This is a genomic window from Saccharothrix obliqua (assembly GCF_019375475.1).
Lineage (GTDB): Bacteria > Actinomycetota > Actinomycetes > Mycobacteriales > Pseudonocardiaceae > Actinosynnema > Actinosynnema obliqua.
Map to the genome: position 1 here is coordinate 1 of NZ_JAHXGQ010000018.1, position 23,806 is coordinate 23,806.

Annotated in this window: 23 protein-coding genes; 9 read left to right on the plus strand and 14 right to left on the minus strand. The window is 71.9% G+C overall.

Features of this window, described 5'->3' with window-relative positions:
- Nucleotides 1–488 precede the first annotated feature (488 nt).
- Complete coding sequence (locus KZQ38_RS33950) at nucleotides 489–668, plus strand: DUF7455 domain-containing protein (RefSeq protein ID WP_121011206.1); 180 nt, start codon at nucleotides 489–491, stop codon at nucleotides 666–668.
- 82 nt (nucleotides 669–750) lie between these two features.
- Here the strand turns inward: KZQ38_RS33950 and KZQ38_RS33955 are convergent, their stop codons facing one another.
- From KZQ38_RS33955 to KZQ38_RS33975, 5 genes are all read right to left on the minus strand, one after another.
- Nucleotides 751–1,917 carry an ROK family transcriptional regulator gene (locus KZQ38_RS33955; RefSeq protein WP_219448119.1) on the minus strand — a complete coding sequence of 389 codons (1,167 nt, stop codon included), beginning with the start codon at nucleotides 1,915–1,917 and terminating at the stop codon, nucleotides 751–753.
- Between the two features lie 55 nt (nucleotides 1,918–1,972).
- Entirely contained in the window at nucleotides 1,973–3,469 is a 1,497-nt protein-coding gene (locus KZQ38_RS33960; protein ID WP_257902895.1) for a sugar ABC transporter permease, read from the minus strand.
- A gap of 11 nt (nucleotides 3,470–3,480) precedes the next feature.
- Nucleotides 3,481–4,254: an ATP-binding cassette domain-containing protein gene (locus KZQ38_RS33965; RefSeq protein WP_219448120.1), complete on the minus strand. Its 774-nt coding sequence runs from the start codon at nucleotides 4,252–4,254 to the stop codon at nucleotides 3,481–3,483.
- Between the two features lie 47 nt (nucleotides 4,255–4,301).
- On the minus strand, nucleotides 4,302–5,426 hold the full coding sequence (locus KZQ38_RS33970; protein ID WP_219448121.1) for a sugar ABC transporter substrate-binding protein: 1,125 nt from the start codon (nucleotides 5,424–5,426) through the stop codon (nucleotides 4,302–4,304).
- 196 nt (nucleotides 5,427–5,622) lie between these two features.
- Complete coding sequence (locus KZQ38_RS33975; RefSeq protein ID WP_372452316.1) at nucleotides 5,623–7,404, minus strand: DEAD/DEAH box helicase; 1,782 nt, start codon at nucleotides 7,402–7,404, stop codon at nucleotides 5,623–5,625.
- Nucleotides 7,405–7,539: 135 nt separating this feature from the next.
- Between KZQ38_RS33975 and KZQ38_RS33980 the strand changes: the two genes are divergently transcribed.
- Complete coding sequence (locus KZQ38_RS33980) at nucleotides 7,540–8,622, plus strand: YihY/virulence factor BrkB family protein (RefSeq protein WP_372452317.1); 1,083 nt, start codon at nucleotides 7,540–7,542, stop codon at nucleotides 8,620–8,622.
- Between the two features lie 443 nt (nucleotides 8,623–9,065).
- Here the strand turns inward: KZQ38_RS33980 and KZQ38_RS33985 are convergent, their stop codons facing one another.
- Entirely contained in the window at nucleotides 9,066–9,317 is a 252-nt protein-coding gene (locus KZQ38_RS33985) for a DUF3039 domain-containing protein (RefSeq protein WP_219448123.1), read from the minus strand.
- A 31-nt stretch (nucleotides 9,318–9,348) separates the two neighbouring features.
- On the opposite strand from KZQ38_RS33985, the gene KZQ38_RS33990 reads away from it, so the two are divergent.
- Both KZQ38_RS33990 and KZQ38_RS33995 read left to right on the plus strand, forming a co-directional pair.
- The gene (locus KZQ38_RS33990) at nucleotides 9,349–10,254 is read left to right on the plus strand and encodes a pseudouridine-5'-phosphate glycosidase (RefSeq protein WP_219448124.1); all 906 of its coding nucleotides are present in this window, start codon (nucleotides 9,349–9,351) and stop codon (nucleotides 10,252–10,254) included.
- The gene (locus tag KZQ38_RS33995) at nucleotides 10,251–11,123 is read left to right on the plus strand and encodes a carbohydrate kinase family protein (RefSeq protein ID WP_219448125.1); all 873 of its coding nucleotides are present in this window, start codon (nucleotides 10,251–10,253) and stop codon (nucleotides 11,121–11,123) included. The genes KZQ38_RS33990 and KZQ38_RS33995 overlap by 4 nt, the downstream gene beginning before the upstream one ends.
- Here KZQ38_RS33995 and KZQ38_RS34000 read toward each other — a convergent pair.
- Complete coding sequence (locus tag KZQ38_RS34000) at nucleotides 11,105–11,419, minus strand: DUF3099 domain-containing protein (protein WP_219448126.1); 315 nt, start codon at nucleotides 11,417–11,419, stop codon at nucleotides 11,105–11,107. The genes KZQ38_RS33995 and KZQ38_RS34000 overlap by 19 nt on opposite strands.
- Before the next feature lie 147 nt (nucleotides 11,420–11,566).
- Between KZQ38_RS34000 and KZQ38_RS34005 the strand changes: the two genes are divergently transcribed.
- From KZQ38_RS34005 to KZQ38_RS34025, 5 genes are all read left to right on the plus strand, one after another.
- Entirely contained in the window at nucleotides 11,567–13,075 is a 1,509-nt protein-coding gene (locus KZQ38_RS34005) for a PucR family transcriptional regulator (RefSeq protein ID WP_219448127.1), read from the plus strand.
- A gap of 18 nt (nucleotides 13,076–13,093) precedes the next feature.
- Nucleotides 13,094–14,578 carry a DUF7782 domain-containing protein gene (locus KZQ38_RS34010; RefSeq protein ID WP_219448128.1) on the plus strand — a complete coding sequence of 495 codons (1,485 nt, stop codon included), beginning with the start codon at nucleotides 13,094–13,096 and terminating at the stop codon, nucleotides 14,576–14,578.
- Nucleotides 14,575–15,000 (plus strand): D-aminoacyl-tRNA deacylase, encoded by a 426-nt coding sequence (dtd, locus tag KZQ38_RS34015; RefSeq protein WP_219448129.1) that lies wholly within the window; start codon nucleotides 14,575–14,577, stop codon nucleotides 14,998–15,000. Before KZQ38_RS34010 ends, dtd begins: the two co-directional genes overlap by 4 nt.
- Nucleotides 15,001–15,184: 184 nt before the next feature.
- Nucleotides 15,185–16,168, plus strand: coding sequence for a sigma-70 family RNA polymerase sigma factor (locus KZQ38_RS34020; protein ID WP_219448130.1), 984 nt, complete (start codon nucleotides 15,185–15,187; stop codon nucleotides 16,166–16,168).
- 254 nt (nucleotides 16,169–16,422) lie between these two features.
- Complete coding sequence (locus KZQ38_RS34025) at nucleotides 16,423–18,090, plus strand: fumarate hydratase (RefSeq protein ID WP_308258729.1); 1,668 nt, start codon at nucleotides 16,423–16,425, stop codon at nucleotides 18,088–18,090.
- Nucleotides 18,091–18,096: 6 nt separating this feature from the next.
- On the opposite strand, the gene KZQ38_RS34030 is transcribed toward KZQ38_RS34025, so the two are convergent.
- The 7 genes from KZQ38_RS34030 to KZQ38_RS34060 form a co-directional block, all read right to left on the minus strand.
- Nucleotides 18,097–18,942, minus strand: coding sequence for a hypothetical protein (locus KZQ38_RS34030; RefSeq protein ID WP_219448131.1), 846 nt, complete (start codon nucleotides 18,940–18,942; stop codon nucleotides 18,097–18,099).
- 28 nt (nucleotides 18,943–18,970) lie between these two features.
- On the minus strand, nucleotides 18,971–19,441 hold the full coding sequence (locus KZQ38_RS34035; protein WP_219448132.1) for a hypothetical protein: 471 nt from the start codon (nucleotides 19,439–19,441) through the stop codon (nucleotides 18,971–18,973).
- A gap of 86 nt (nucleotides 19,442–19,527) precedes the next feature.
- Nucleotides 19,528–20,010, minus strand: a complete 483-nt coding sequence (locus KZQ38_RS34040) for a hypothetical protein (RefSeq protein WP_219448133.1) — start codon at nucleotides 20,008–20,010, stop codon at nucleotides 19,528–19,530.
- A gap of 94 nt (nucleotides 20,011–20,104) precedes the next feature.
- Nucleotides 20,105–21,061, minus strand: a complete 957-nt coding sequence (locus KZQ38_RS34045) for a TerC/Alx family metal homeostasis membrane protein (RefSeq protein WP_219448134.1) — start codon at nucleotides 21,059–21,061, stop codon at nucleotides 20,105–20,107.
- Nucleotides 21,062–21,526: 465 nt separating this feature from the next.
- Nucleotides 21,527–21,703, minus strand: coding sequence for a DUF397 domain-containing protein (locus KZQ38_RS34050; RefSeq protein WP_219448135.1), 177 nt, complete (start codon nucleotides 21,701–21,703; stop codon nucleotides 21,527–21,529).
- Complete coding sequence (locus KZQ38_RS34055; protein ID WP_219448136.1) at nucleotides 21,700–22,554, minus strand: helix-turn-helix domain-containing protein; 855 nt, start codon at nucleotides 22,552–22,554, stop codon at nucleotides 21,700–21,702. The genes KZQ38_RS34050 and KZQ38_RS34055 overlap by 4 nt, the downstream gene beginning before the upstream one ends.
- 713 nt (nucleotides 22,555–23,267) lie before the next feature.
- Complete coding sequence (locus tag KZQ38_RS34060) at nucleotides 23,268–23,708, minus strand: GNAT family N-acetyltransferase (RefSeq protein WP_308258730.1); 441 nt, start codon at nucleotides 23,706–23,708, stop codon at nucleotides 23,268–23,270.
- Nucleotides 23,709–23,806: the final 98 nt, after the last annotated feature.

Sequence of the window (23,806 nt, forward strand, 5' to 3'; positions counted from 1 at the left end):
ACGCCCGGAAGACGCCCGGAAGACGCCCGGAAGACGCCCGGAAGACGCCCGGAAGCGATCGTCGCGTGAGGACGGTGTGAGCTGACGCGCGGGTGAACTGGACGTAATCCGTCCGGATCGTGGAATTCCGGGCCGTGTTCGCTCTGGGCGGACCAAAGTGTTACCGATCACAGAACGGCCCAACGCGCACCCACCGTTCGGCCTAGTGGATCTCGTCCCCGCACCGTATTCGCAGGTCTGAAACCGTTGGCACGACAGCGGAACGTGAGCGGGACGCGGGCGAACCGGTGGAAGTGCGGTGGTTCGGGCGGCGTGCCGGTGGGTAAATCCGGAGTGACGCGGGTCGCCACGGCCCCGGGAACACTGACTTACGCCCGTGCGTCTGCAAGAGTGGAAGCCAGCGAGCACGACGCACCCGCCAGATGCGGAGTGGTCGCAGCTAGGTGTGAGGGCACCGAACCACGGTGCCGGGACGGAGGGAGATTTCCATGACTACGACGCTCACCCGCCCCGAGTTGACCGCTGCCGACCGCTGCGACCGCTGCGGGGCTGCTGCCCAGGTACGCGCCGTGCTCCCGTCCGGGGGCGAGCTGCTGTTCTGCGGGCACCACGCTCGTGAGCACAGCACGAAGCTGCGTGAACTCGCTGCCGAATTGCAGCAGGGCTGAACACGAACGGGCCGCGCACGCGGCCTGTAGCACCCTAGCCGTCCGGGGCGGAGATCCAGTGGGTCTCCGCCCCCCTGCACGTTCAGACCTCGTCGAGGACCGGTTCGAACGCCAGCTCGGCGGCGCCGATCAGCTTGGCGTCCCGGCCGAGCGGCGAGCGCACCACGCGCGTGCCGCCGACCGCGCGGCTGACCAGGCTCCGGTGCCGCACCACCCGCCGCACCTCGTCCACCACCTGCTCGGGCAGCGCGGTGAACAGGTCGCCCAGCACCACCAGCTCCGGTCCCAGCACGTTGACCGCGGTCACCAGACCCAGCGCCAGCCACTCGGTGAACCCGGCCAGGCGGTCCGCCAGCGCCTCCGGTGACGCCGACCGCAGCTCCGCGACGATCGCGCCACGCGGCACGTCCTCGGGCAGCCCCAGGGCCCGGCACAACGCCGCCTCGCCGACCTCGGTCTCCCAGCAGCCCCGCGAACCGCAGTAGCAGGGCCGGCCACCGGGTCGGACCACCATGTGGCCCAGCTCCCCCACGTACCCGCCGCTGCCGCGCAGCGGGGCGCCGGAGGAGATCACGCCGCCACCCACGCCGACGTCGGCGGAGACGTAGACCACGTCGTCCGAACCACGCGCGGCGCCCCGGACGTGCTCCGCCAACGCGCCCAGCTCGGCGTCGTTGCCGACCCGGACCGGCGCCTTCAGCACGGCCGACAGCCGGCGGCCCAGGGCCACGTCCGTCCAGTGCAGGTTCGGCGCTTCGTGGACCAGGCCGTCGGAACGCCGCACCACGCCCGGCACGGACACGCCGACGCCCACCGCCGTCACGTCCAGCTCGTCGGCCAGCAGCCGCACCGAGTCCGCGATGTGCGTGATCACCTCCGCGGGTTCGCGGGACCGGTGGTGCAGGTTCCACGAGTCGCGGCCGAGGATGTGGCCGCCGAGCCCGACGAACGCCATCGCCACCTGCTCCACGCGGACGTCCACCGCGACCACCACCGCCGCCTGCGGTTGCGGCAGCACCAGCAGTGACGGGCGGCCCGCGCCGGAACGCAGCGCGGGCACCCGCTCCGCCACCACGCCGGTTTCGGCGAGGCCGTCCACCAGTGCCTTGATGGTGCTGCGGTTGAGGCCCAGCTCGGTCGCGAGCGCCGCCCTGGTGGCGGGTCCGGTCACGTGCAGCCGGCGCAGCAGCGCCGTCCGGTTGTGCCTGCGGACCTCGTCCGGCCGGGCGCCCGCGGTGGGTGTGGTCACGTCGGCGTCATCACTTCACTGGGTTCGGCGCGGTGTGGTCGCTCGGCGGTTGCCGTCAGCGGGCCGCCGCGGCGCGTCGCCGGGACAACGCGTCGACGCCCGCCGCGAGCAGCAGCACCAGACCGGTCACGATGAACACCACGGCGGCGGGCTGCTTCAGCAGGCCCATGCCGTTGTTGATGGTCGCGAGCACCGCCGCGCCGATCACCGCGTCCCGCAACCGGCCCTTGCCGCCGAACAACGACGTCCCGCCGATCACCGCCGCGCCGACCGACAGCAGCAACGTGTTGCCGCCACCGGCGTTCGGGTCGACCGAACCGACCTTGGACGAGTAGACGATCGCCCCGACCGCCGCCGCGGCGGAGCAGATCACGAACACGCTCATCCGGACGCGGGCCACGTCGATGCCCGCCCGGCGGGCCGCCTCCCGGTTGCCGCCCACGGCGTACACGTGCCGGCCGTAGCGGGTGCGCTCCAGCACGAACGTGCCGATCACCAGCAGCACGAGGACGATCGGCACCACGTACGGCACACCGGTGATGACCACGACGTCGGAGACGGAGCGGTTGAGCGTCAGCAGGTGGGTCCCGACCGCGGCGAGCACGACGACCGCGCCGACCTTGGTCAGCACGAGCGGGGTGGGTGGGGCCACCAGACCCTTGCGCAGCCTGGAGAAATGCCTGCCGAGCACGACGGCAGCATAACCGCCGGCGGCGACCGCGCAGAGCACCCACGACCCGGCCGTGCCGAGGTTCCCGTTGGCGACCCGGAACAACACGTCGTCGTTCAGGCCCAGCGTGCCGCCCTGGCCGATGAGCTGGAGCACCACACCGCCCCACGCCAGGAACAACGCGAGCGTCACCACGAACGACGGGATGCCGACCTTCGCCACCAGGAACCCGGTGACGCACCCGATGGCCGTGCCGACGCAGATCGCCAGCAGCATCTCCACCCACGGGTTCGGCGGCACGCCGATCACCGCGATCACCAGCGCCACCAGCGATATCGCGGCTCCCGCCCAGATCCGCATCACGGCCGCCAGCAGCGCGGCCAGCAGCAGGAACGCGCAGAACGCGAGGAAGACCCCCTGCCCCATGCCGCCGAGCAGGTTGCCGCCCTTCACCAGGTGCAACGCCATCACGGACGCGGCGACGCCGGACGCCGTGCCCGCGGACAGGTCGATCTCGCCCAGCAGCAGGACGAACACCAGCCCCATCGCGATGATCGTGATGCTCGCGCCCTGGGCGAGCAGGTTCGCGATGTTGCCCAGGGTGAGGAAGGTGTCGGCCAGCGAGCTGAACACGGCGAGCAGCACGACCAGGCCGAGCAGGGCGGGCAGTGGACCCAGGTCGCCGCCGCGCAGGCGGGCCCAGTAGTCGCGCACGGCCTCGTCGGTGGAGCGGGACGTGGTGTCGATGCCGAAGTCGGTGATCGCGGCGGGTGGGTCGGTGTAGTGCTGGTCTGAGTCGTGCTGGTCGGTGTGGTGCTGGTCGGGGTCGAGGGAGGCGGCGGGAGTTGCCGTGGCGGTGGGTGAGGTTTCGTCGTCGGCCATGCGCTCGGTCCTCAGGTGGTGGCGGATTCGGGGCGGGCGATGCCGAGGTCGCCGGAGCGGCCGGCGGTGATCAGCTCGACCACCTGGCCGTGGGTGACGTCCTTCGTGTGCACCTCGGCCGCCATCCGACCCAGGTAGAGGCACGCGACGCGGTCCGCGACCGCGAAGACGTCGTTCATGTTGTGGCTGATCAGGACCACGCCGAGGCCCTGCTCGGCGAGCCGGCGCACCAGGTCGAGCACCTGGCGGGTCTGCGCGACGCCCAACGCCGCGGTCGGCTCGTCCAGCAGCACCACCCGGCTGTTCCACAGCACGGCCTTCGCGATGGCCACGGTCTGCCGCTGCCCACCGGACAACGCCGAGACTTTCGTCCGGACGGATTTCACGGTGCGGACCGACAACGACGTCAGGGTCCGGCGGGCGGCCCGCTCCATGTCCGCCTCGTCGAGCAACCCGTACCGGCCGCGTTCCCGGCCGAGGAACATGTTCTGGACGACGTCGAGGTTGTCGGCCAGCGCGAGGTCCTGGTAGACGACCTCGATGCCGAGGTCGGCGGCGTCACGCGGGCCGTGGATGCGCACCGGCCTGCCCGCGAACCGGATCTCGCCGGAGTCGGCCGCGTGGATGCCCGCGACGCACTTGACCAACGTCGACTTGCCCGCGCCGTTGTCACCCACGAGCGCCGTGACCTCGCCCGCGCGGACGGTGAAGTCGATGTCGTGCAGGACGCGGACGGGTCCGAAGCTCTTGTTGACGCCACGCAGTTCGAGGATCGGCTCGCTCACCGCCGGGGTGTGCTGCCCCGGTGCCGTTGTGCTCGGGGAGCGCTGCCTCATTTGATGCCCAACTCCGCGCACGCCGCCGCGGTGTCGGCGACGCAGATGTCCGACGCCTTCACGAACTGGGCGTCCACCACGGACTTGACGTTCTCCCTGGTGATGAGCTGAGCGGTGAGCAGCACGGACTTCACGTCGCGGTTGCCCTTGGGGTCCTTGGTGACGCCGTTGGCGAGCTTGTCGGCGGCGGCGGTGTCGCCCCTGGCCAACGCGCCCGCCAGCTTCGCCGCGGCCTCCGCCTCGGCGGCGATCGGCTTGAACACGGTCATGTACTGGTCGCCGCGCAACACCGCCTGGAGGCCGTCCGGGGTGGCGTCCTGGCCGGTGACCGGGACCTTGCCGGTCAGGCCGTACTTGCGCAGCACGGTGATCACCGCGCCGGCGAGGCCGTCGTTGGCGGCGACCACGCCGTCCACCTTCTGCCCGTTGCCGGTCAGGATCTGTTCGAAGGTGGTGCCGCCCTTCTGGTTGTCCCAGCCCTCGATGGGCTGCGACTGCACGAGCTTCAGCTCACCCGAGGTGTACTTGGGCTTCAGCACGTTCTGCTGGCCGTTGTAGAACAGGGTCGCGTTGTTGTCGGTCGGCGCGCCCTCGATCTCGATCACCTCGGCGGGCTTCTTGCCGGGCGCGAGCTTGGCCAGGCCGTCGACCAGGCCCCGCCCCTGGAGTTCGCCGACCTTCACGTTGTCGAACGACACGTAGAACTTCGAGCTGCCGCCGAGGTTGAGGCGGTCGTAGTCGATGACCTGGATGCCCTGCGCCTCGGCCTTCCGCGCGACCGACGCGCCGACCTCGCTGTTCGGCGCGGCGATGAGCAGGACCCGGACCCCGGCGTTGATCATGCCGTCGGCGAGGGTGGCGAACTTCTGCACGTCGCCCTGGGCGTTCTGGATGTCGGGGTCGAGCCCCTCCGCGCGCAGCGCCTTGTCCAGCAGCGGTTTGTCGAAGCCCTCCCACCGGGCGGAGGTGGCGGTCTCGGGGAGGACGACGCCGACCTTCACGCCGTCGCCCGACCCGCCGGGATCGGCGGTGCCGCTGCCCGAGGTGTTGCCGGAGTTGGTGCCGCACGCCGTGACGGCCACGGCCAGGACGGTGCCGACGGCGAGGCTCCTGCTGCGCATCCGCCATCCCCTTCCGAACTACGCGGGAAATGTTGTGGCGCACAACGTATGCCGCGCGATGGGGTGACCGGAACCACACTGGATTGATCAAGCCGTCACGTTGGGCTTACCGATTGGTAACGTGGAGTAATGAGGCGTGGGCTGGAAGGAGCAGCCCGTTACGCCCGAGTGTGTGTGGGAGTGCAACGAACTGCCTTCACCACGAGCGCAGCGTCGCGATCCGTTCCTCGAGCTGTTCGATGCTCGCCATGGCCGTCGGAGGCCCACCGCAGTATTCGCGGAGCTGGTTGTGGATCTTGCCGTGCGGCTTCTTGGTGCGGTGGTGGTGCATCGCGACCAGGGTGTTCAGCTCCTTGCGCAACGCCGCCAACCGCTCCTGCACGCTCACCGGGCGCTCGCGCACCGGCGGCGCGGGGGCGGGCGCGGTCTTCTTGCTCGCCTCGACCAGCTGCTTCTCCTGGCGCTGCCGCAGCAGCGCGCGGACCTGGTCGGGTTCCAGGAGACCGGGCAGACCCAGGTACTCCTGCTCCTCCTCGCTGCCCGAGAACGCCGCGGTGCCGAACGAGGAGCCGTCGTAGATCACCTGGTCGAGTTCGGCGGACGCGCCCAACGCGGTGTAGGCGCGCTCCTCCTCCCCCGGCTCGTCCTGGACCTGGTTGGCCTGCGCCAGCAGCTCGTCGTCCCAGCCGTCCTTCTCGCGGTGCGGCTTGCCCAGCACGTGGTCGCGCTGCTGCTCCAGCTCGCTGGCCAGGCCGAGCAGCACCGGCACGCTGGGCAGGAACACGCTGGCGGTCTCGCCCTTGGCGCGGGCGCGCACGAACCGGCCGATCGCCTGGGCGAAGAACAGCGGCGTGGAGGAGCTGGTGGCGTACACGCCGACCGCGAGCCGCGGCACGTCCACGCCCTCGGAGACCATGCGCACCGCGATCAGCCAGCGCTCGGAGCCCCGCGCGAACTCGGCGATCCGGCCGGACGCCTTCGGGTCGTCGGACAGCACCAGCGTCGCGTCGTGCCCGGTGACCCGCTTGAGGATCTCGGCGTACGCCTTCGCCACCGCCTGGTCGGTCGCGATCACCAGGCCGCCCGCGTCGGGCATACCGCCCTCGCGGAGCTGCGTGAGCCGCAGGTCCGCCGCCTTCAGCACGGACGGGATCCACTCGCCGGTCGGGTCCAGCGCCACGCGCCACGCCCGTGCCGTCTGCTCCTGGGTCAGCGGCTCGCCCAGCCGGGCGGAGAACTCCTCGCCCGCGCTGGTCCGCCAGCTCGCCTCGCCCGAGTACGCCAGGAAGATCACGGGGCGGACGACGCCGTCCTTCAACGCGTCCGAGTAGCCGTAGGAGTGGTCGGCCTTGCTGCGCTGCGCCCCGTCCGGGCCCGGCTCGTAGGTGATGAACGGGATCGGCGAGTCGTCGCTGCGGAACGGCGTGCCGGTGAGGCTGAGCCGCCGGGTCGCGGGCATGAACGCCTCGCGGATCGCGTCACCCCAGGACTTCGCGTCGCCACCGTGGTGGATCTCGTCGAGGAGAACCAGCGTCTTGCGCTGCTCGGTCCGGACCCGGTGCAGCATCGGGTGCGCCGCGACCTGCGCGTAGGTGAGGGCGACGCCGTGGTAGTCGCGGGACGTGACGGCGTTGGTGTTGCGGAAGTTCGAGTCGATCGCGATCCCGACCGCCGCCGCCGCTTCCGCCCACTGGTGCTTCAGGTGCTCGGTCGGTGTGACGATCGTGACGGCCTCGACCGTGCGGTCGGCCAGCAGCTCGGCGGCCACCCGCAGGCCGAACGTCGTCTTGCCCGCGCCCGGCGTGGCGACCGCGAGGAAGTCCTTCGGCTTGGCCGCGAGGTACTTCGTGAGGGCGCGCCGCTGCCATGCGCGGAGAGGACGGGTCGTGGCGACTTGCGGTTGCGACAACCTCGTTCCCTTCACGACGGCGTGCTGCTGGTGGCGTCCTGCTGGTGACGGCGTGTCCGTGCGGGACATGCGAATGCCCTCGTGGTGGGTGACCGGCGAGGGCGAGCGACAGCTTACCCGCTGCGGGATGGCGGGGAGGGCGGGCGTGGAGCGACCCGCACCTTCATCGCGTGCCCGATGCCGCGAAAAAGGCGGTCATGCACCATGCTGGACGGCGCGATGGCTTCGCCCAACGACGAGACGGTACGCAGCACGCCCAAGAAGGGGCCACTGCGCCTGCTGGCGCGCACGCTGTCGAAGGCGTGGGAGGGCAGCATCTTCTCGGAGGCGGCCGAGGCCGCGTTCTGGCAGACGCTCTCCCTGCCGCCGCTGCTGCTCGGGCTGCTGGGGTCGCTGGGGTACCTCGGCGACTGGCTGGGACCGGACGTCGTGTCGGCCGTCAAGGACCGGATCATCTCGTTCTGCCGGACGATCTTCAGCCAGGACGTCGTCAACGGCGTGATGGCGCCGACGGTCGACCAGATCCTGACCACCGGCAAGGGCGAGATCGTGTCGGTCGGGTTCCTGATCTCGTTGTGGGCCGGGTCGTCGGCGATGTCGTCGTTCGTCGACGCGATCACGGCCGCGCACGACCAGTACGGCGTGCGGAACGAGGTGTGGCAGCGGATCTTCGCGTTGCTGCTGTACATGGCCTCGCTGCTGCTGCTGATCATCGGGCTGCCGGTGCTCGCGCTGGGGCCGGACCTGCTGCTGCTGGTCTTCCCCACCGGGTGGCGGCCGACGATCGAGTTCTGGCTGAGCGCGTTCTACTACCCCGGCATCGCGGTGCTGCTCGTGTTGGCGTTGGCGACGTTGTACAAGTTGTCGCTGCCGAACAAGCTGCCGTGGCACCGGTTGGTGCCCGGTGCGGTGCTCGCGATGGCCGTGTTCGTGTTGTCGTCCATCGGGTTGCGGCTGTACATCCAGTGGATCACGACGACCGGGTACACCTACGGGGCGCTGGCCACGCCGATCGCGTTCCTGCTGTTCGCGTTCTTCATCGGGTTGGCGATCATCATCGGCGCCTACTTCAACTCCGCGATGCAGGAGATGTGGCCTGCGCGGATGACCCGCCGACAGCGCCGCCGCTGGCGACGGCTGGAGTTGGAGAGGGCCGCGGAGAGGATCCGGTCCGAGGAGGGGCGGCGGGCGTGGGGTGTGGGGCGGGGGCGTGTTGAGTCTGAGACGGAGTCGGAGTCGGAGACCGTGGAGATTCGCTCGGCCGAAAGCTTGAGAGAAAAAGAGTAAAAGCGACGCTCGCCGCTTGGCAGGCCGCCAAGGAGAATGTCAAAGCGCCGTCGTGTTCTCCCCGTATGGCCTGGTCAAGACAACCACCCTCGTTCCCAGGGCGCAAACGAAAAGCGTGTTTGCGCCCTGGGAACGAGCGCGGTTCGCTGGCGCGCAGGCCATACGGGGAGAACACGACGGAGGGGAGGGTGTGTGGAACCGACTTATGTGCGACGCCTGTTCGCCCCATATCCGGGAGACGCCTGTTCGCCCATATCCGGGAACCGGGCAGCGTGCCCGCCTGTTGAGCCGGACTTACCTCTGCCCGCCCTCACCGAGGTCCATCCGCCGATCTCGTCCGACGGCTGCCGCTCCCGGCCCGCCTGGCGGTGCCCGCCCTGCGGCGGGCGTGCCTGTTCGCGCGGACGGGCGGAGGCCGGCCGGCCGCGCGGGGGTCCTACGACTTACTCGCCGTTGTTGCCCTTGGGGAGGCCCTCGTAGATCTTCTTGCACTCCGGGCAGACGGGGGAACCGGGCTTGGGCGTGCGGGTGACCGGGAAGACCTCGCCGCAGAGCGCCACCACGTGCGTGCCCATGACCGCGCTTTCGGCGATCTTGGCCTTGCGCACGTAGTGGAACATCTTCGGGGTGTCGTCCCCGGTGTGGTCCGTGCCTTCGGGCCGGGTCTCGACGTCAGGGAGAGTCTGCGTGCTCACGGCCCCAGCTTACCTGGGATGATGGCCCCTCGTGAGTACGCCGAGCATCAGCGAAGAGGTCCGCACCGCCCTGGCCGGGAACCGGCCGGTGGTCGCGTTGGAGTCGACCATCCTGTCCCACGGGCTACCGCCCGGCCGCAACCGGGAGGTCGCCACCCGCATCGAGGACGTCGTGCGGGCCGCGGGCGCGGTGCCCGCCACGATCGCGGTCCTGGGTGGGGTGCCGAAGGTCGGTCTCACCGCTTCCGAGCTGGACTACGTGTGCGACCCGGCGAACTCGTTGGTGAAGCTGTCGCGGCGGGACCTGGGTGCCGCCTTCGCCCTGCGGGTCGACGGTGCCACGACGGTCGCCTCCACGGCCGCGCTGGCGCACGCCGCCGGGGTCGGGGTGTTCGCGACCGGCGGGCTGGGCGGGGTGCACCGGGGTGCGCGCGAGACCTGGGACGTGTCGGCCGACCTCGACGTGCTGGCCACCACGCCGGTCCTCGTGGTCTGTTCCGGGGTCAAGTCGATCCTCGACATCGGGGCCACGCTGGAACTGCTGGAAACGCGTTCCGTGCCGGTCCTCGGCTTCGGCACCGACTCGTTCCCCGCCTTCTACCGGCGGGAGTCCGCGTTCGGCGTGCCGTGGCGCGTGGACACGGCGTCGGACGCCGCCGCGGTGGTGGCCGCACACCGCTCCTCCGTGCCGGGCTCGGCGGGCGTGCTGCTGGCCAACCCGATCCCGGCCGAGTTCGAGATGGACCTCGACCTGCACGACCGGCTGCTGGCCGAGGGCCTGGAGCGGACCCGGGACGTGCACGGCAAGGACGTCACCCCCGCCCTGCTGGAGCACTTCCACACGGCCAGCGGCGGGGTGAGCCTGGACGCCAACGAAGCCCTCGTGCTGTCCAACGCCTCGCTGGCCGCGCGGGTCGCCGTGGAGCTGTGTCGGTGAGTGGGATCGTCGTGGTCGGTGACGCCGGGCTCGACGTGGTCGCCCGGCACTCCGGTCCGATCGTGCACGGCGGTGACTCGCGTGCCGCCGTGACCATCGAACCCGGCGGCGCGGGCGCGAACACAGCCGTGTGGCTGGCCGCTTGCGGCGCGTCGCCGACGCTGGTGGCCCGGGTCGGCGCGGACGCCGCGGGACGGCAGGTGCACGCCGAGCTGACCGCGGCCGGCGTCCGGTGCGCCTTCGCCGTGGACACCGAACGGGCCACCTGCTGCGTCGTCGTCCTGGTCGACGAGACCGGCCAGCGCTCCATGCTGCCCGATCGCGGCGCGAACGCGCGGTTCTCGCCCGCCGACCTGGACCCGGCGGTCCTGCGGGGCGCACGGCACCTGCACCTGTCCGGCTACGTGCTGCTGGACGCCACGTCCCGGCCCGCCGGGCTGGCGGTGCTGCGTGCCGCGCGGGCCGCGGGCCTGACCACCTCGGTCGACCCGCAGTCGGCCGCGTTGATCTACGACGGCTTCCTGGACGACGTGCGCGGCGTCGACCTCCTGCTGCCCAACGAGGAGGAGCTGACGGCGCTCACCGGGTCACCGGACCCGGGATCGGCCACCGCCCTGCTGGACGTGGTGGGCGCCGTGGTCGCCACGTCCGGCGCGCGGGGTGCGAGCTGGGTCGATCGCGACGGCGTGGTCCCGGTGCCGGCACTGCCCGTGGAGTGCGTGGACTCGACGGGCGCGGGCGACGCGTTCGACGCCGGGTTGCTGGCCGCCTGGCTGGCCGGCGCGTCCCGGGAGGACGCGTTGGCGGCCGGTGTCGGCGCGGCGGCGCGCGCGGTCTCGGCGGTGGGTGCTCAGCCCTCGATCACGTGATGGCCCTTGGCCTCCAGGGCGCGGTGCTCCTTGACGTAGCGGTTGGCCTGCTCCGCCTTGCGGGGCGGCCGGTCGTTCGCGATGAGCACCGCCATCCAGGGCAACGGCACGGACAGCACCAGCAGGGCCAGCGCCAGCCACCACGTCTGGTAGAAGACCATCGCCAGGACCAGGCACGGGATCCGCGCACCCATCATGATCATGTATTTGCGCTTGCGCGCCGCGTGCTGCTCCTCGTAGGAGAGGGCCGCATCGGTGATGAGCACCGGTGTGCCGTCGCGCTCGTGGTCCACCATGCGTCTTATCGTCCCACCACGCGGTTTCCCGCGACAGCTACCGGGGCTTGTTATTCCTCCGTGGTGACAACCGCCACGCGTTCCGGTGATTCGGCACGAAGGTGCCGGAGCGGGGCGTGCGTCTCATTGTGAAAGTACGATCCGTCCGTGGTGGCGCTTGATCGTCTGGTCGACGTGCTCGGGAGCCTGGGCACGCACCTGAGCTGCGCGCCCAGGGGGCGGGACGTCGAGTTGCGCGGGGTCGCGTTGCACGACCCGGCGGAGAACGGCACCGCGGCGGCCGATGACGTGCTGCTCGGGTTGGGCGTGCCGTCACCCGCGGCGGCGGCGCGGTTGGTCGGGTCCACCGGGGCCGCGGCCGTCGTGCTGCACGGCGCGCCTCCCCTGGACGAACGGGTGGTCGCGGCGGCGCGGAAGTCGGGCGCCGCGGTGCTGCTGGTCGACCCGTCGGTGCCGTGGGGCCAGTTGGCCAACGTCACCCAGACCGTCGTGCTCGGCGGGCGGCCGAAGGGTTCCGGCGACCTGTTCGCGGTCGCCGACGCGATCGCCGCCGTGGTGGGCGGCCCGGTGACGATCGAGGACCAGCAGTCGCGGGTGCTGGCCTACTCCTACCGGCAGCAGGGCGTGGACCCGGTCCGGGTGCAGACGATCCTGGGCCGCCGGGTGCCCGACGAGGCACGCCGGTCGCTGCGCGAGTACGGCGTGTTCACGCACCTGGCGCGGTCGGACGAGCCGATGTTCGTGCCGAAGCTGACCGACCAGCTCGGCGGGCGGCTGGTGGTGGCCGTGCGGGCGGGGCGGGAACTGCTCGGCTCGGTCTGGGTCGAGGTCGACCGCGACGTCGACGCGGCCCGGCACGCGGCGCTGGTGGACGGCGCGCGGACCGCCGCGCTGCACCTGCTGCGGGCGCGGGCGAGCGCCGACCTGGAGCGGCAGGCCGAGGCCGACCTGGTGATCGGCGTGCTGGACGCGGGCCACTCGGGCAACCTCGCCCGGCTCGGGCTGCCCGGCGCCGACCTGCGGGTGATCGCCGTGCAGGCGCACGCGGGCGAGGGCGAGCACGGTGCCGCGCTGCTCGCCTTCGAGCGCGCCACGGCGGGTTTCGGCTGGTCACGACCCGGGCGCAGCGCGTTGTTCGGCAACGTCCTCTACACCGTGCTGCCCTGCGGCGACGACCCGGCGGTGGCGGTGGAGTGGGTGCGGGCGCTGATCCGCGAACTGCCGCCCGAGGCGGTGGTCGAGGCCGGTATCGGCGGGCGCGCCGACGCCGCCCAGCTGCCCGCGTCCCGGGCCGAGGCCGACGAGTGCCTGGCGTTGTCCGCGGGCGAACCGGTGGTCTACGACCAGTCCTGGGCGCGGGTCCTGCTGCGTCGGCTGGCCGCCGTCGCCGAGGCGGGCAGGCTGCCCGCGCGGGGACCGGTGGCGGACCTGGTCCGGCACGACCTGGAGTTCGGCACCCAGTACGCCACCACGTTGCAGGCGTGGCTGGCGGCGCAGGGCGACGCGCGGGAGGCGGCCAGGGCGTTGTCCGTGCACCCGAACACGCTGCGGTACCGGATGCAGAAGATGGCCGAGGTGACCCCGCTGCCGCTGGACGACGCGGACCAGCGGCTCGCCATGGCGATCGCGCTGGCCGTGGGGCGGTACCGGACCTGAGTGCGGGAGGATTCGGCGGTGTTCCCTGATCTCTCCACAGACCTGACCACGCGGTTGCGCGCCGCGTTCCGCGAAGCCGGGTACGACGCCGACGGGGTGGTGTCCGCGCTCGGGCCGCAAGCACACGCCGCGCTGGGCCGGGGCGAGCCGGAGGCCGCGCGCCGGGCCGCCCGCGACGCGGGCCCGCTGGGCACCCTGATCCGGCTGTTCCTGCTCGGCGACGCCGAGTCGCCCGGCGACGTCGCGGCGGCCCTCGGCGACCTGGACGTCGCGCGGGCCGTCGAGGCCGGTCTGCTGACCGCCGCCGGCGACCGGCTGCGGGCCGGGCTGGACGTCCGGCCGCACGGCGACGACGACGGCTCCTGGTGGGTGATCGCCGACCTCGACGCCGACCAGCGGGGCGGCCCGGTGCCCGCCGACCACGTGCTGGGCGTCGGCCACGCCTCGATCAGCCTGGCGCGTGCCACGTCCCGGCGGCCGGTGGACTCGCTGCTCGACCTCGGCACCGGCTGCGGCGTGCAGGCGCTGCACGCGAGCAGGCACGCCCGGCGGATCACCGCCACCGACGTGTCGGAACGGGCGCTGCGGCTGGCCGAGGGCACGTTCCGGCTCAACGAGGTCGACGTGGAGCTGCGCCGGGGCGAGTGGTTCGCGCCGCTGCGCAACCGGAAGTTCGACCAGGTGGTGTGCAACCCGCCGTTCGTGGTCGGCCCGCCGCGGGTGGACTACGTGTACCGCGACTCCGGCCTGGACGGCGACGACGCCAGCGCCCTGGTCGTGCGGCAGCTGCCCGCGTTCCTGAACGAGGGCGGCGTGGGCCAGCTGCTGGCCTCGTGGCTGCACCGCAAGGGCGAGGACTGGGCGGACCGCGTGTCGTCCTGGCTGCCCCGGCACGTGGACGCGTGGTTCGTGCAGCGGGACGTGGCCGACCCGGCGCTCTACGTCGGCACGTGGCTGCGGGACGCCGGCGTCGACCCGCGGTCGGCGGAGGGCCGGGCGAAGGCGGGCGCGTGGCTGGACTGGTTCGCGGAGCACGACGTGGAGGGCATCGGGTTCGGGTTCGTGACGCTGCGCCGCACCGACGCCGCGCACCCCGACGTGGTGTGCGAGGACCTGCGGCACGCCTACGACGACCCGCTGGGGCCGGAGTCGGCGGCGTGGCTGGACCGCGTGCGGTGGCTGCGCGAGCACGACGACGAACAGCTCCTGAACACCCGTTTCACGGTGCCGGACACGGTGGTGCTGGAGGAGGTCTCCACACCCGCCGACGAGGGCTGGGAGCCCGTCGTGCGGCGGCTGCACCGGACCGACGGCCCCGGCTGGCAGCACGAGCTGGACGAGGTGGCCGCGAAGCTGCTGGCGGGTTTCCGGGGCGCGCTGCCGCTCGCGGACCTGGTGGCGTTGCTGGCCTACGCCCACGACGCGGACGCCGACGCGCTGGCCGACGCGGCCCTGCCGGTGGTGCGGGAGCTGGTGCGGCACGGGATGGTGACGCCGGCGTGAGGGCGGTCGTGGCGCGCGTCACCGAGGCCGAGGTGACCGTGGGTGGTGAGCGGGTCGGCGCGATCGACGAGCCGGGACTGCTGGTCCTGCTGGGCGTGCACGTGGACGACACACCCGCCAAGGCGCCGCTGATGGCGCGCAAGCTGCACGAACTGCGGGTCCTCCGGGACGAGGAGTCGTGCGCCACGACCGGCGCTCCCCTGCTGGTGGTGAGCCAGTTCACGCTCTACGGCGAGACGCGGAAGGGGCGGCGGCCGTCGTGGACCGCCGCCGCGCGCCCGGAGCACGCCGAGCCGTTGGTGGACGCCGTGGTGCGGGAACTGCGCCAGAAGGGCGCGCGAGTGGAAACCGGGCGGTTCGGCGCGATGATGTCCGTGCGCAGTGCGAACGACGGCCCGTTCACCGTGTTGGTCGAACTCTAGCTGCCTTCTCAGGCAATCCTCAGGATTCGCGGCGCAACCGCTGTGACGGCAGTGACGTCTCCAGATCGGGGAAGCGGGAACCATTTCGACGCGGTCGGCGTTTCCCCAGATGACTGCAACGCCGCGCAGCGCAGCGCGGAAGTGACCGCACTGCCGCCCGCGACGACAAGGGGGAGGGAGCTCCATGACCGTCCCGAGGGTCCTCGACCGCGAGGACACGACTGCACCGAGCGCCGAGCTGGACCTCGACGCCCAGGGACCGGCCGCCGACCTGGTCAGGGTCTACCTGAACGGCATCGGCAAGACAGCGCTGCTCACCGCGGCCGAGGAAGTGGAACTCGCGAAGCGGATCGAGGCGGGGGTCTTCGCGCAGCACGTCTTGGAGACGGGGTCCGGGTTGTCCGCGACCCGCCGCGAGGAACTGCGCGCCCTGGTGCGCGACGGCCACGTGGCAAAGAACCATCTGCTCGAAGCGAATCTGCGGTTGGTCGTTTCCCTGGCCAAGCGATACACCGGCCGTGGAATGCCGCTGTTGGATCTCATCCAGGAAGGCAACCTGGGCTTGATCCGCGCGGTGGAGAAGTTCGACTACACCAAGGGTTTCAAGTTCTCGACCTACGCCACGTGGTGGATCCGCCAGGCGATCACCCGCGGAATGGCGGACCAGGGCCGGACCATCCGGCTGCCGGTCCACCTGGTGGAGCAGGTGAACAAGCTCGCCCGGATCAAGCGGGACCTGCACCAGCAGCTCGGCCGCGAGGCGACCACCGAGGAGCTGGCGCGCGAGTCCGGCCTGACGCCCGACAAGGTGTCCGACCTGCTCGACCACGCCCGCGACCCGGTGAGCCTGGACATGCCGGTCGGTTCCGAGGAGGACGCGCCGCTCGGCGACTTCATCGAGGACTCCGACGCCACGGACGCGGAGAGCGCCGTGATCTCGGGCCTGCTCCAGGACGACCTGCGGCGGGTGCTGGCCACGCTGGAGCAGCGCGAGCAGGCGGTGATCCGGTTGCGCTACGGCCTGGAGGACGGGCAGCCGCGCACGCTGGACCAGATCGGCAAGCAGTTCGGCCTGTCCCGGGAACGGGTCCGGCAGATCGAGCGCGAGGTCATGGCGAAGCTGCGCCAGGGTGAGCGGGCCGCGAAGCTCCGCGCTTACGCGAGCTGACGAACTCACCCGAACGGCCGGGTTGACTTGTGACTCCGGTCACGGCACGGTCGCGTGTTACACGGATCTTCGCGTCACCTCCACCCCTCTCGTGGAGGTGGTCGCGCGCTGAGGAAGGTCGGGGCGGTCGGGGGCCGGCCCGGCCTTCCGCGCGTCCGGGGGCACGACGCGAATCACACCACGCCGACGGCCTCGGGGCGGTCGGCGCGGTATAGGTTCGTCGGAACCCGAACGCGCGCAAGGGAGCCCGCGACGTGCCCGCAGTGCCCACCACACCTTTTGTGCACACCGACGTCCTGCCGCTGGCCGAGGACACCGACACGGAGTACCGCCTGGTGACGGCGGACGGCGTGTCGGTCGTCGAGGCCGCAGGCCGCCGCTTCCTCCAGGTCGAGCCGGCCACGCTGACGCTGCTCGCCAAGGAGGCGATCCGCGACATCCAGCACCTGCTGCGGCCGTCGCACCTCGCGCAGCTGCGCGCCATCGTGGACGACCCGGAGGCCAGCGGCAACGACCGGTTCGTCGCCATGGACCTGCTGCGCAACGCGTGCATCTCCGCGGGCGGCGTGCTGCCCATGTGCCAGGACACCGGCACCGCGATCGTGATGGGCAAGCGCACCGAGTCCGTGCTGACCGGCGGCGCCGACGAGGAAGCCCTGTCCCGCGGCATCTTCGAGGCGTACCAGGAGCTGAACCTGCGTTACTCGCAGATGGCGCCGGTCACCTTCTGGGACGAGAAGAACACCGGCACCAACCTGCCCGCGCAGATCGACCTGTTCGCCGCGCCCGGCACCGCGCCGAAGTACGAGTTCCTGTTCATGGCCAAGGGCGGCGGCTCGGCGAACAAGACGTTCCTGTACCAGGAGACCAAGGCGCTGCTGAACCCGGCGCGGCTGGCGCGGTTCCTGGACGAGAAGCTGCGCTCGCTGGGCACCGCCGCGTGCCCGCCGTACCACCTCGCGGTGGTCGTCGGCGGCCTGTCGGCCGAGCAGAACCTGAAGGTCGCGAAGCTCGCGTCCGCCCGCTACCTGGACGGCCTGCCCACCTCGGGCTCCGCGGCGGGCCACGCGTTCCGGGACGTGGACCTGGAGCAGCAGGTGCTGGAGCTGACCCGGAACTTCGGCATCGGCGCGCAGTTCGGCGGCAAGTATTTCTGCCACGACGTGCGCGTGATCCGGCTGCCCCGGCACGGCGCGTCGTGCCCGGTCGGCGTCGCCGTGTCGTGCTCGGCGGACCGGCAGGCGAAGGCGAAGATCACGCCGGAGGGCGTGTTCCTGGAGCAGTTGGAGCGCGACCCGGCGCGGTTCCTGCCGGACGTCGAGGGCGAGGACCTCTCCGACGAGGTGGTCCGGATCGACCTGACCCGGCCGATGGCGGAGATCCGGGAGGCGTTGGGCAGGCTGCCGGTGAAGACCCGCGTGTCGTTGACCGGCCCGCTGGTGGTGGCCCGCGACATCGCGCACGCCAAGATCAAGGAGCGCCTGGACGCGGGCGAGCCGATGCCGCAGTACCTGAAGGACCACCCGGTCTACTACGCGGGGCCGGCGAAGACGCCGGACGGCTACGCGTCCGGTTCGTTCGGGCCGACCACGGCGGGCCGCATGGACTCGTACGTGGAGCAGTTCCAGGCGGCGGGCGGCTCGCTGGTGATGCTGGCCAAGGGCAACCGCTCCAAGCAGGTCACCAACGCGTGCCGGGAGCACGGCGGGTTCTACCTCGGCTCGATCGGCGGACCGGCGGCGCGGCTCGCGCAGGACTGCATCCGCAAGGTCGAGGTCCTGGAGTACCCCGAGCTGGGCATGGAGGCCGTCTGGCGGATCGAGGTGGAGGACTTCCCGGCGTTCGTCGTCGTCGACGACAAGGGCAACGACTTCTTCGCCGAGACCTCCGCCCCGACCCTCCAGATCAGCTTCCGCAAGTAGTCCCGGTCAGTGGTCCGCCCACCAGGCGCGCGCGTCGGTGGCGGTCGTCGGCAGCAGTGAGCCGCGGGGTGCGCCGGACAGCAGTTCGAGCACCCACGCGGTCTCGGCCGGGTGCACCGGGTCGGTGAGCGCGCGCAGCACCACGCGGTCGGCGTAGCCGTCGGCGGCCAGCACCCGCGCCAGTTCCGGCGCGGCCTCCGGGTCGGCGACGGCCGCGTCCAGCGGCGTGCGGTCGGCGAGCCGGTGGACGCGGGTGGCCAGCGTCCGCTCGGCTTCGGCGAGCAACGCGCGCCAGGTCTCCCAAGGGAAGTCCGTGTCGTCCGGTTCGCCACGCGTCGTGTAGGCGTCGTCGTGGACGAGGTAGTGGTTGCCCTCGGCGTCGACGTGCCACCCCGCGCCCATCCGCGACGGCTTCGGGTACGGGGCGTCGCCACCACCACGCAGGCCCGTGACGGCGGCGTGCAGGGCGGCCGACGCGCGGTCCACGTCGTCGTGCTCGCCGAGCACGGCGAACCGGGCGAGCAGGGCCAGCCCGGGACCGGGATGGCGCAGCTCCGGGTCGAGCAACGCGGCGGCCCGGCACACCAGGTCCAGTTCCGCCCAGCGCAGGGCGTGCGGGTGCGGGTGCCCCTCGTCGTCCCAGCCGACGGTCACCGGCTCCTCGTCACCGGAGCGGACGCCGAGGTCGAAGTAGCCGTCGCTGACCGACAGGTCCAGCGCCAGGCCACCGCCCACCTCGAAGGTGGCGACGTGCTCGTCCTCCTCGAAGAACTCGTCGTCGGACGTGAAGGCGTACATCGCCCAGAATTCCGGGTCGGCCAGCCCCCGGCGCAGTTCGAGTGGAATCGACACGCACGGATGCTAGATCAACCGCCCGTGGTCAGGCGGTCTGCTCACGTGCTTCCAGGACGAGCAGGCGGTCGCCGAGCGGCGCGTCCAGCGACACGTGCACCGGCACGTCGTACAGCTCCTGGGTGCACGCGCCGCCGTCGGGCGGGTAGTAGGTGGTGACGAGGGTGATCCGGACCTGGTCGGCGGACTGCGCGGCCACCTCGGCGGAGGCCCGCTTGCAGCCGCCGGCGAGGCTCAGCACCCGCACCGTGCGCCCGTCCGCGGACACCCACGCCTGCCGCTCGTAGGCGTCGGACAACGCCCCGGCGTCCAGGCGTTCCGGCGGCACCGCGGTCTGGTCGGGCAGCGGTGGCGCGGAGGACTGCGGCGGCGGGCTCGGCCTGGTGGTGCCCGTCGCGGTGGTCGGGGTCGTCGACGGGCCGGTCGCGCCGTCGCCGCCGCCGGAACAGCCGGCCAGCACGAGGGCCACCAGGACCCCGGCGAGCTTCACGTTCCTCATAGCGGTAGGACGCTACCGCCGTCGGGCCCGGCGCACCGGGTCGCGCCCGGCCCGGCCGGGGGCGGCCGAGCCGGGCGCGTGGCGGGTTACTTCTGGTCCTGGCGCGTGCTGAGCACGACCTGGCGGTCGCCCAGCGGCGCGTCGAGCGCGGCGGTCAGCGGCGGGTACCGGATGTCCATCGTGCAGACCTCCGCGTCCTTCGGCGTGGTCTCCACCACGACGACCTTCACCGTTGTCGCGTTCTGCTCGGTGATCTCGACGCTCGCCTTGCCGCAGCCGCCCTCCTGGCCGATCAGGCCGAGGGTGCGGCCGTCGCCCTCGGTCCACACGGTCTTGGGCGTGCCTTCCGGCACCGCGGCGGCGTCGAGCTTCTCCTTGGGCACCTCGCGGCCACCCGGTGGCACCGGGCTGGTGGAATCGGGGTCCGCGGAGGGCGAGGTCGACGCGGGCGACGTGGTCAGCGTCGGACCGCCGCCGTCACCCGCGTCAACCGTGGGCTGGGACGTGGCGCAGCCGGCGAGCGCGAGCAGCAGCGCGCCGGCACCGAGTGCGGTTCCTAGGCTTCTCATGTGCAGAGGACGGGGCGAACCGCGATCCGGGTTGCCCCGCCGTTTTCACAGTTACCCGATCAGGCTAGTGGGGCGGTGTGGTCCGCGGTGGCCGTCAGGAGTCGCGCGCCTCGGCCCGAGCCGAGGTCATCAGGCTGGCGACGGTCGTCACGAGCAGCACGCCGACGATGACGCCGAGCGAGGCCAGGATCGGGATCTCCGGCGCCCACGCGACGCCGTGGTGGTGCAACGCCTCCAGGACCAGTTTCACCCCGATGAACGCGAGGATGACGGCGAGGCCCTTGGCGAGGTGCACCAACCGGTCGAGCAGTCCGCCGACCAGGAAGAAGAGCTGGCGCAGGCCCATCAGGGCGAACGCGTTGGCGGTCAGCACGAGGAACGGCTCCTGCGTGAGGCCGAAGATCGCCGGGATGGAGTCGACGGCGAACAGCAGGTCGGTGGTGCCGACGGCGACCATGACGATGAGCATCGGGGTCACCACCCGCCGACCGCCGACCACGGTGGTGAGCCGCGCGCCGTCGTACGCCGACGAGGTCGGCACGACCCGCCGCACCACGCGCAGCACGGCGTTCTCGTGGAACTCGGCCTCCTCCTCGTCGCCCTGCCGCAGCAGCTTCCAGGCGGTGTACACGAGGAACGCGCCGAACACGTAGAAGAGCCAGTCGAACCGCTCGACGGCTTCCGCGCCGACCGCGATGAACACGGCACGCAGCAGCAGCGCCAGCACGACGCCGACCACGAGCACCTTCTGCCGGTTCTCCCGCGGCACCGAGAACCTGCTCATGATCAGCACGAACACGAACAGGTTGTCCACGCTCAGCGAGTATTCGGTGATCCAGCCGGCGAAGAACTCGCCGCCGTGGCCGGGGCCGGCGAGCACCACGACACCGAGCCCGAACGCCGCGGCGAGGCCGACGTAGCAACCGACCCAGCCCAGCGACTCCCGGAACGACGGCTCCCGCGGGTTGCGGGCCACCAGCCAGAAGTCGAGCGCGATCACCAGCGCGATCCCGCCCAGCACCGCAAGCCACACCCACGTGGGTAGCTCCATGTCCGCCTCTCCGCCGGTCATCCGCCCCGAGGCGGTCCGCTCAGGCAACCTTAGGAATCGGGCCGCCCGACGGGAACAGCGGTGTGCGCGGTGATCCGGTAACCCGCCGTTCCGGGCCGGCGCCGTCGAGGGGCGCGACCGGCGGCGCAGCACCCGATCAGTCCGGTGTGGACGGACGATGCGCCATGAGCGGGCTCACACCGCACCGCGTGGCCGATCCGCCGAACGGCCCAACCACGCGACACGGCGACGAAGGTGCATCGACGACCGATGCACCCGGGGTCGCGGTGGATTCGACGGCACGCCCGACCGGACGAAACCGAACGACCCCGGCGTCCTTTGTGGACTAACTCCGGTGAGCGACCCGATCGAGGGAGCGATAAGCCCACCGGGTGGTTTCACGAGATTGACCGGGGGACGCCCGCAGGACTGCGGTTCCGACGGGCGGCCGGCCGGGGTCGGGGGTCAGTCCTGGCGGAGGAGGGTGAGGAAAGCTCGGAAGGGACGGTCGGCAAAGGTCAGGTGCGGCGCGGGCCGCTTGCTGTCGCGCACCACCGTGGTCCTCCGGCTCACGGCCAGTTCCACGCAGTTGTTGCCCGCGCCTGAATACGAGCTTCTACGCCACGTCTTAGTCGTGTTCATGTTTCCTTCAGTGCAGTTGCCAGTTTTCTGATCAGCGATGCCGACTCCTTGGGCGAGAGGGCGACATCCGCTGCCATGTCGTCGAAGTGGAGCAGGTACTTCTCGACGTCGGCGGGATTGTCCACCCACTTACCGCCGCCCGCGTACTCCAGGTACACGGCGGAGGGGTCGCCGGCGTCGAACTTGAGGGCGGTGGCGCCACCGCCCGACATGGTTCCGTAAGCGCCTGCGCCGAACGGGATCACCTGAATGGTGATGTTGGGCATCCGCGCCATCTCCAGCAGGTGCGCGAGTTGGTCGGCCATCACCGCCCGCCCGCCGACGGAGCGGTGCAACGCGGCCTCGTCGATGATCGCGTGCAGGCGCAGCCCCGGCAGCCGCCGGCGTCGGCTCGCCAGGGCGGCCACGGCCTGGTCCACCGGAACGGCCGGGTCCAGGAAACGCCGACCCGCCGTGCGCACCGCGGCGGCGTACGCGGAGGTCTGGAGCAGACCGGGTATCACGATCATCTCGATGGTGAGGACCTCCGTCGCGTCCGCCTCCTGCCGCGCGTAGGTGCGTGCTTCGGGGGTATACGCGGCGGCGTTGGCCAGGCGGGTGCTGTCCTGCTTGGCGTCCTCCCAGAGCGCTTCCGCCTCGCGCCGCTCGGCGTCCGAGGCGCCGTAGAGGCCGAGCAACGCGCCCAGTTCGGTCCAACTCGGACTGATGTAGCCGTTCTCCATCCGCGACAGCGTCGACTGGGTCTTGCGGGTGAGCGCGTGGTAGTCGACCTCGGTCTTGCCCGCGCGCTTGCGCAGCGCGTTGAGGAACTGCCCGAGCCTGCGCTTGCGTCGGGTTTGGACGGCTGCCATTCGGATCGCTCCTCGCTGAAAAGAACTGCAAACACCCTAGTCGGCGCGCACGCCGGTTCCAGTTCACTCGGTTGAGCGTTTTTGGGTGCATACGCACCCTTGAATATGAGCCCTAACACTGGGGCCACGCGGGCGCGGCCCGAACCGGTCCGACCACTCGCCGCGCGCCGCGGCGCGACCGGTCCTCGACACCACGTCGGCCTCCTCCTCCCGGTCGCGGTGCGGGCGTCTCGCGGTCCCGGCCGCGGAGGGGGCCGGTGGCGCGGCCCTGGACCTCGTGCCGGACTTCGATAACCGGGTGAGCACACGGGCTCCGCCCGCGTCCGGTTCACCCGGGACGAGAATGCCGAACCCCGCGCCGGCGGGGAAAGGCGGCCCTCCGGTGCGTGGCGGGCGAAGGGCGCGGAGGGCGGTCCGGTCGGTCCTTCGGCGGCGCGGCCACCGCCGACCGGAGCCGGCGGCGACGCGTCGAACGGCCCCACACCACGCGATTCGCCCGGGCGCGGAGCGCGGGCGGCGTCAGAGCGGGGAGGCCCCCCGGGGCGACTCCCGCCGTGCGGGGTCGGCGGTTCCGCGCCCGGTCGCGGGCGCAGGTGGTGTCGGCGTGGGCCGACGGGTCGTCCGGCGGACCACCGCATCGGCGGCGTCCGTCCGGTGGGCGGCGGCAAGCGGTTCCCGCCGCCCGTGCGACGGGCGCGGCAAGCGGTTGCCGGTCAGGCGGGCGGCGGGCCCGGCTCCAGCACCCGGCTGAACCAGGTGGACCCCTCCGGCGTGAACCCGTGCCGGGCGTAGAAGCGGCGGGCCGCGTCGTTGTGGGCTTCCGTCTCCAGGAACACCTTCCGCGCGCCCGCCGCCCGGCACGCCTCCACCAGTTCGGCGATCACCCGCCCACCGACGCCACCACCGCGGTTGCGCACGAAGAACTCGTCGAGCAACGCGTCACGCCCACCGGACTCCAGCGAATACCCCCACGTGAGCACGGCGTAGCCGGTGTCGAACAACCACACCTGCCCCACCTCGTCACCCGCCAGCAGCGGCCCGAGGGCGGCGGTGACGTGCTCCTCGTCGTACTCGTGCCCGTCGATCCCGTAGAACTCCCGGATCAACACGAGGAGGTGCGGGAGGTCCGGAGTGGATGCTCGGCGGATCGTCACGACACGCAGCGCACACCGTTTCGCCGCCCGGCGCAAGTCGCCCACCACGCGGCTCGGCCGGCCGGGCGACCACGCCGCGCCCCGGTGTCACGGAAACC

Bases quoted from the DNA above. Each gene is read 5' to 3' on its own strand.
- KZQ38_RS34055 (WP_219448136.1), bottom strand. From the start codon at position 22,554: ATGGCAGCCGTCCAAACCCGACGCAAGCGCAGGCTCGGGCAGTTCCTC.
- KZQ38_RS34045 (WP_219448134.1), bottom strand. From the start codon at position 21,061: ATGGAGCTACCCACGTGGGTGTGGCTTGCGGTGCTGGGCGGGATCGCG.
- KZQ38_RS34020 (WP_219448130.1), top strand. From the start codon at position 15,185: ATGACCGTCCCGAGGGTCCTCGACCGCGAGGACACGACTGCACCGAGC.
- KZQ38_RS34035 (WP_219448132.1), bottom strand. From the start codon at position 19,441: ATGAGGAACGTGAAGCTCGCCGGGGTCCTGGTGGCCCTCGTGCTGGCC.
- KZQ38_RS33975 (WP_372452316.1), bottom strand. From the start codon at position 7,404: ATGTCCCGCACGGACACGCCGTCACCAGCAGGACGCCACCAGCAGCAC.
- KZQ38_RS33960 (WP_257902895.1), bottom strand. From the start codon at position 3,469: ATGGCCGACGACGAAACCTCACCCACCGCCACGGCAACTCCCGCCGCC.
- KZQ38_RS33980 (WP_372452317.1), top strand. From the start codon at position 7,540: ATGCTGGACGGCGCGATGGCTTCGCCCAACGACGAGACGGTACGCAGC.
- KZQ38_RS33970 (WP_219448121.1), bottom strand. From the start codon at position 5,426: ATGCGCAGCAGGAGCCTCGCCGTCGGCACCGTCCTGGCCGTGGCCGTC.
- KZQ38_RS33950 (WP_121011206.1), top strand. From the start codon at position 489: ATGACTACGACGCTCACCCGCCCCGAGTTGACCGCTGCCGACCGCTGC.
- KZQ38_RS34040 (WP_219448133.1), bottom strand. From the start codon at position 20,010: ATGAGAAGCCTAGGAACCGCACTCGGTGCCGGCGCGCTGCTGCTCGCG.
- KZQ38_RS34050 (WP_219448135.1), bottom strand. From the start codon at position 21,703: ATGAACACGACTAAGACGTGGCGTAGAAGCTCGTATTCAGGCGCGGGC.
- KZQ38_RS34000 (WP_219448126.1), bottom strand. From the start codon at position 11,419: ATGGTGGACCACGAGCGCGACGGCACACCGGTGCTCATCACCGATGCG.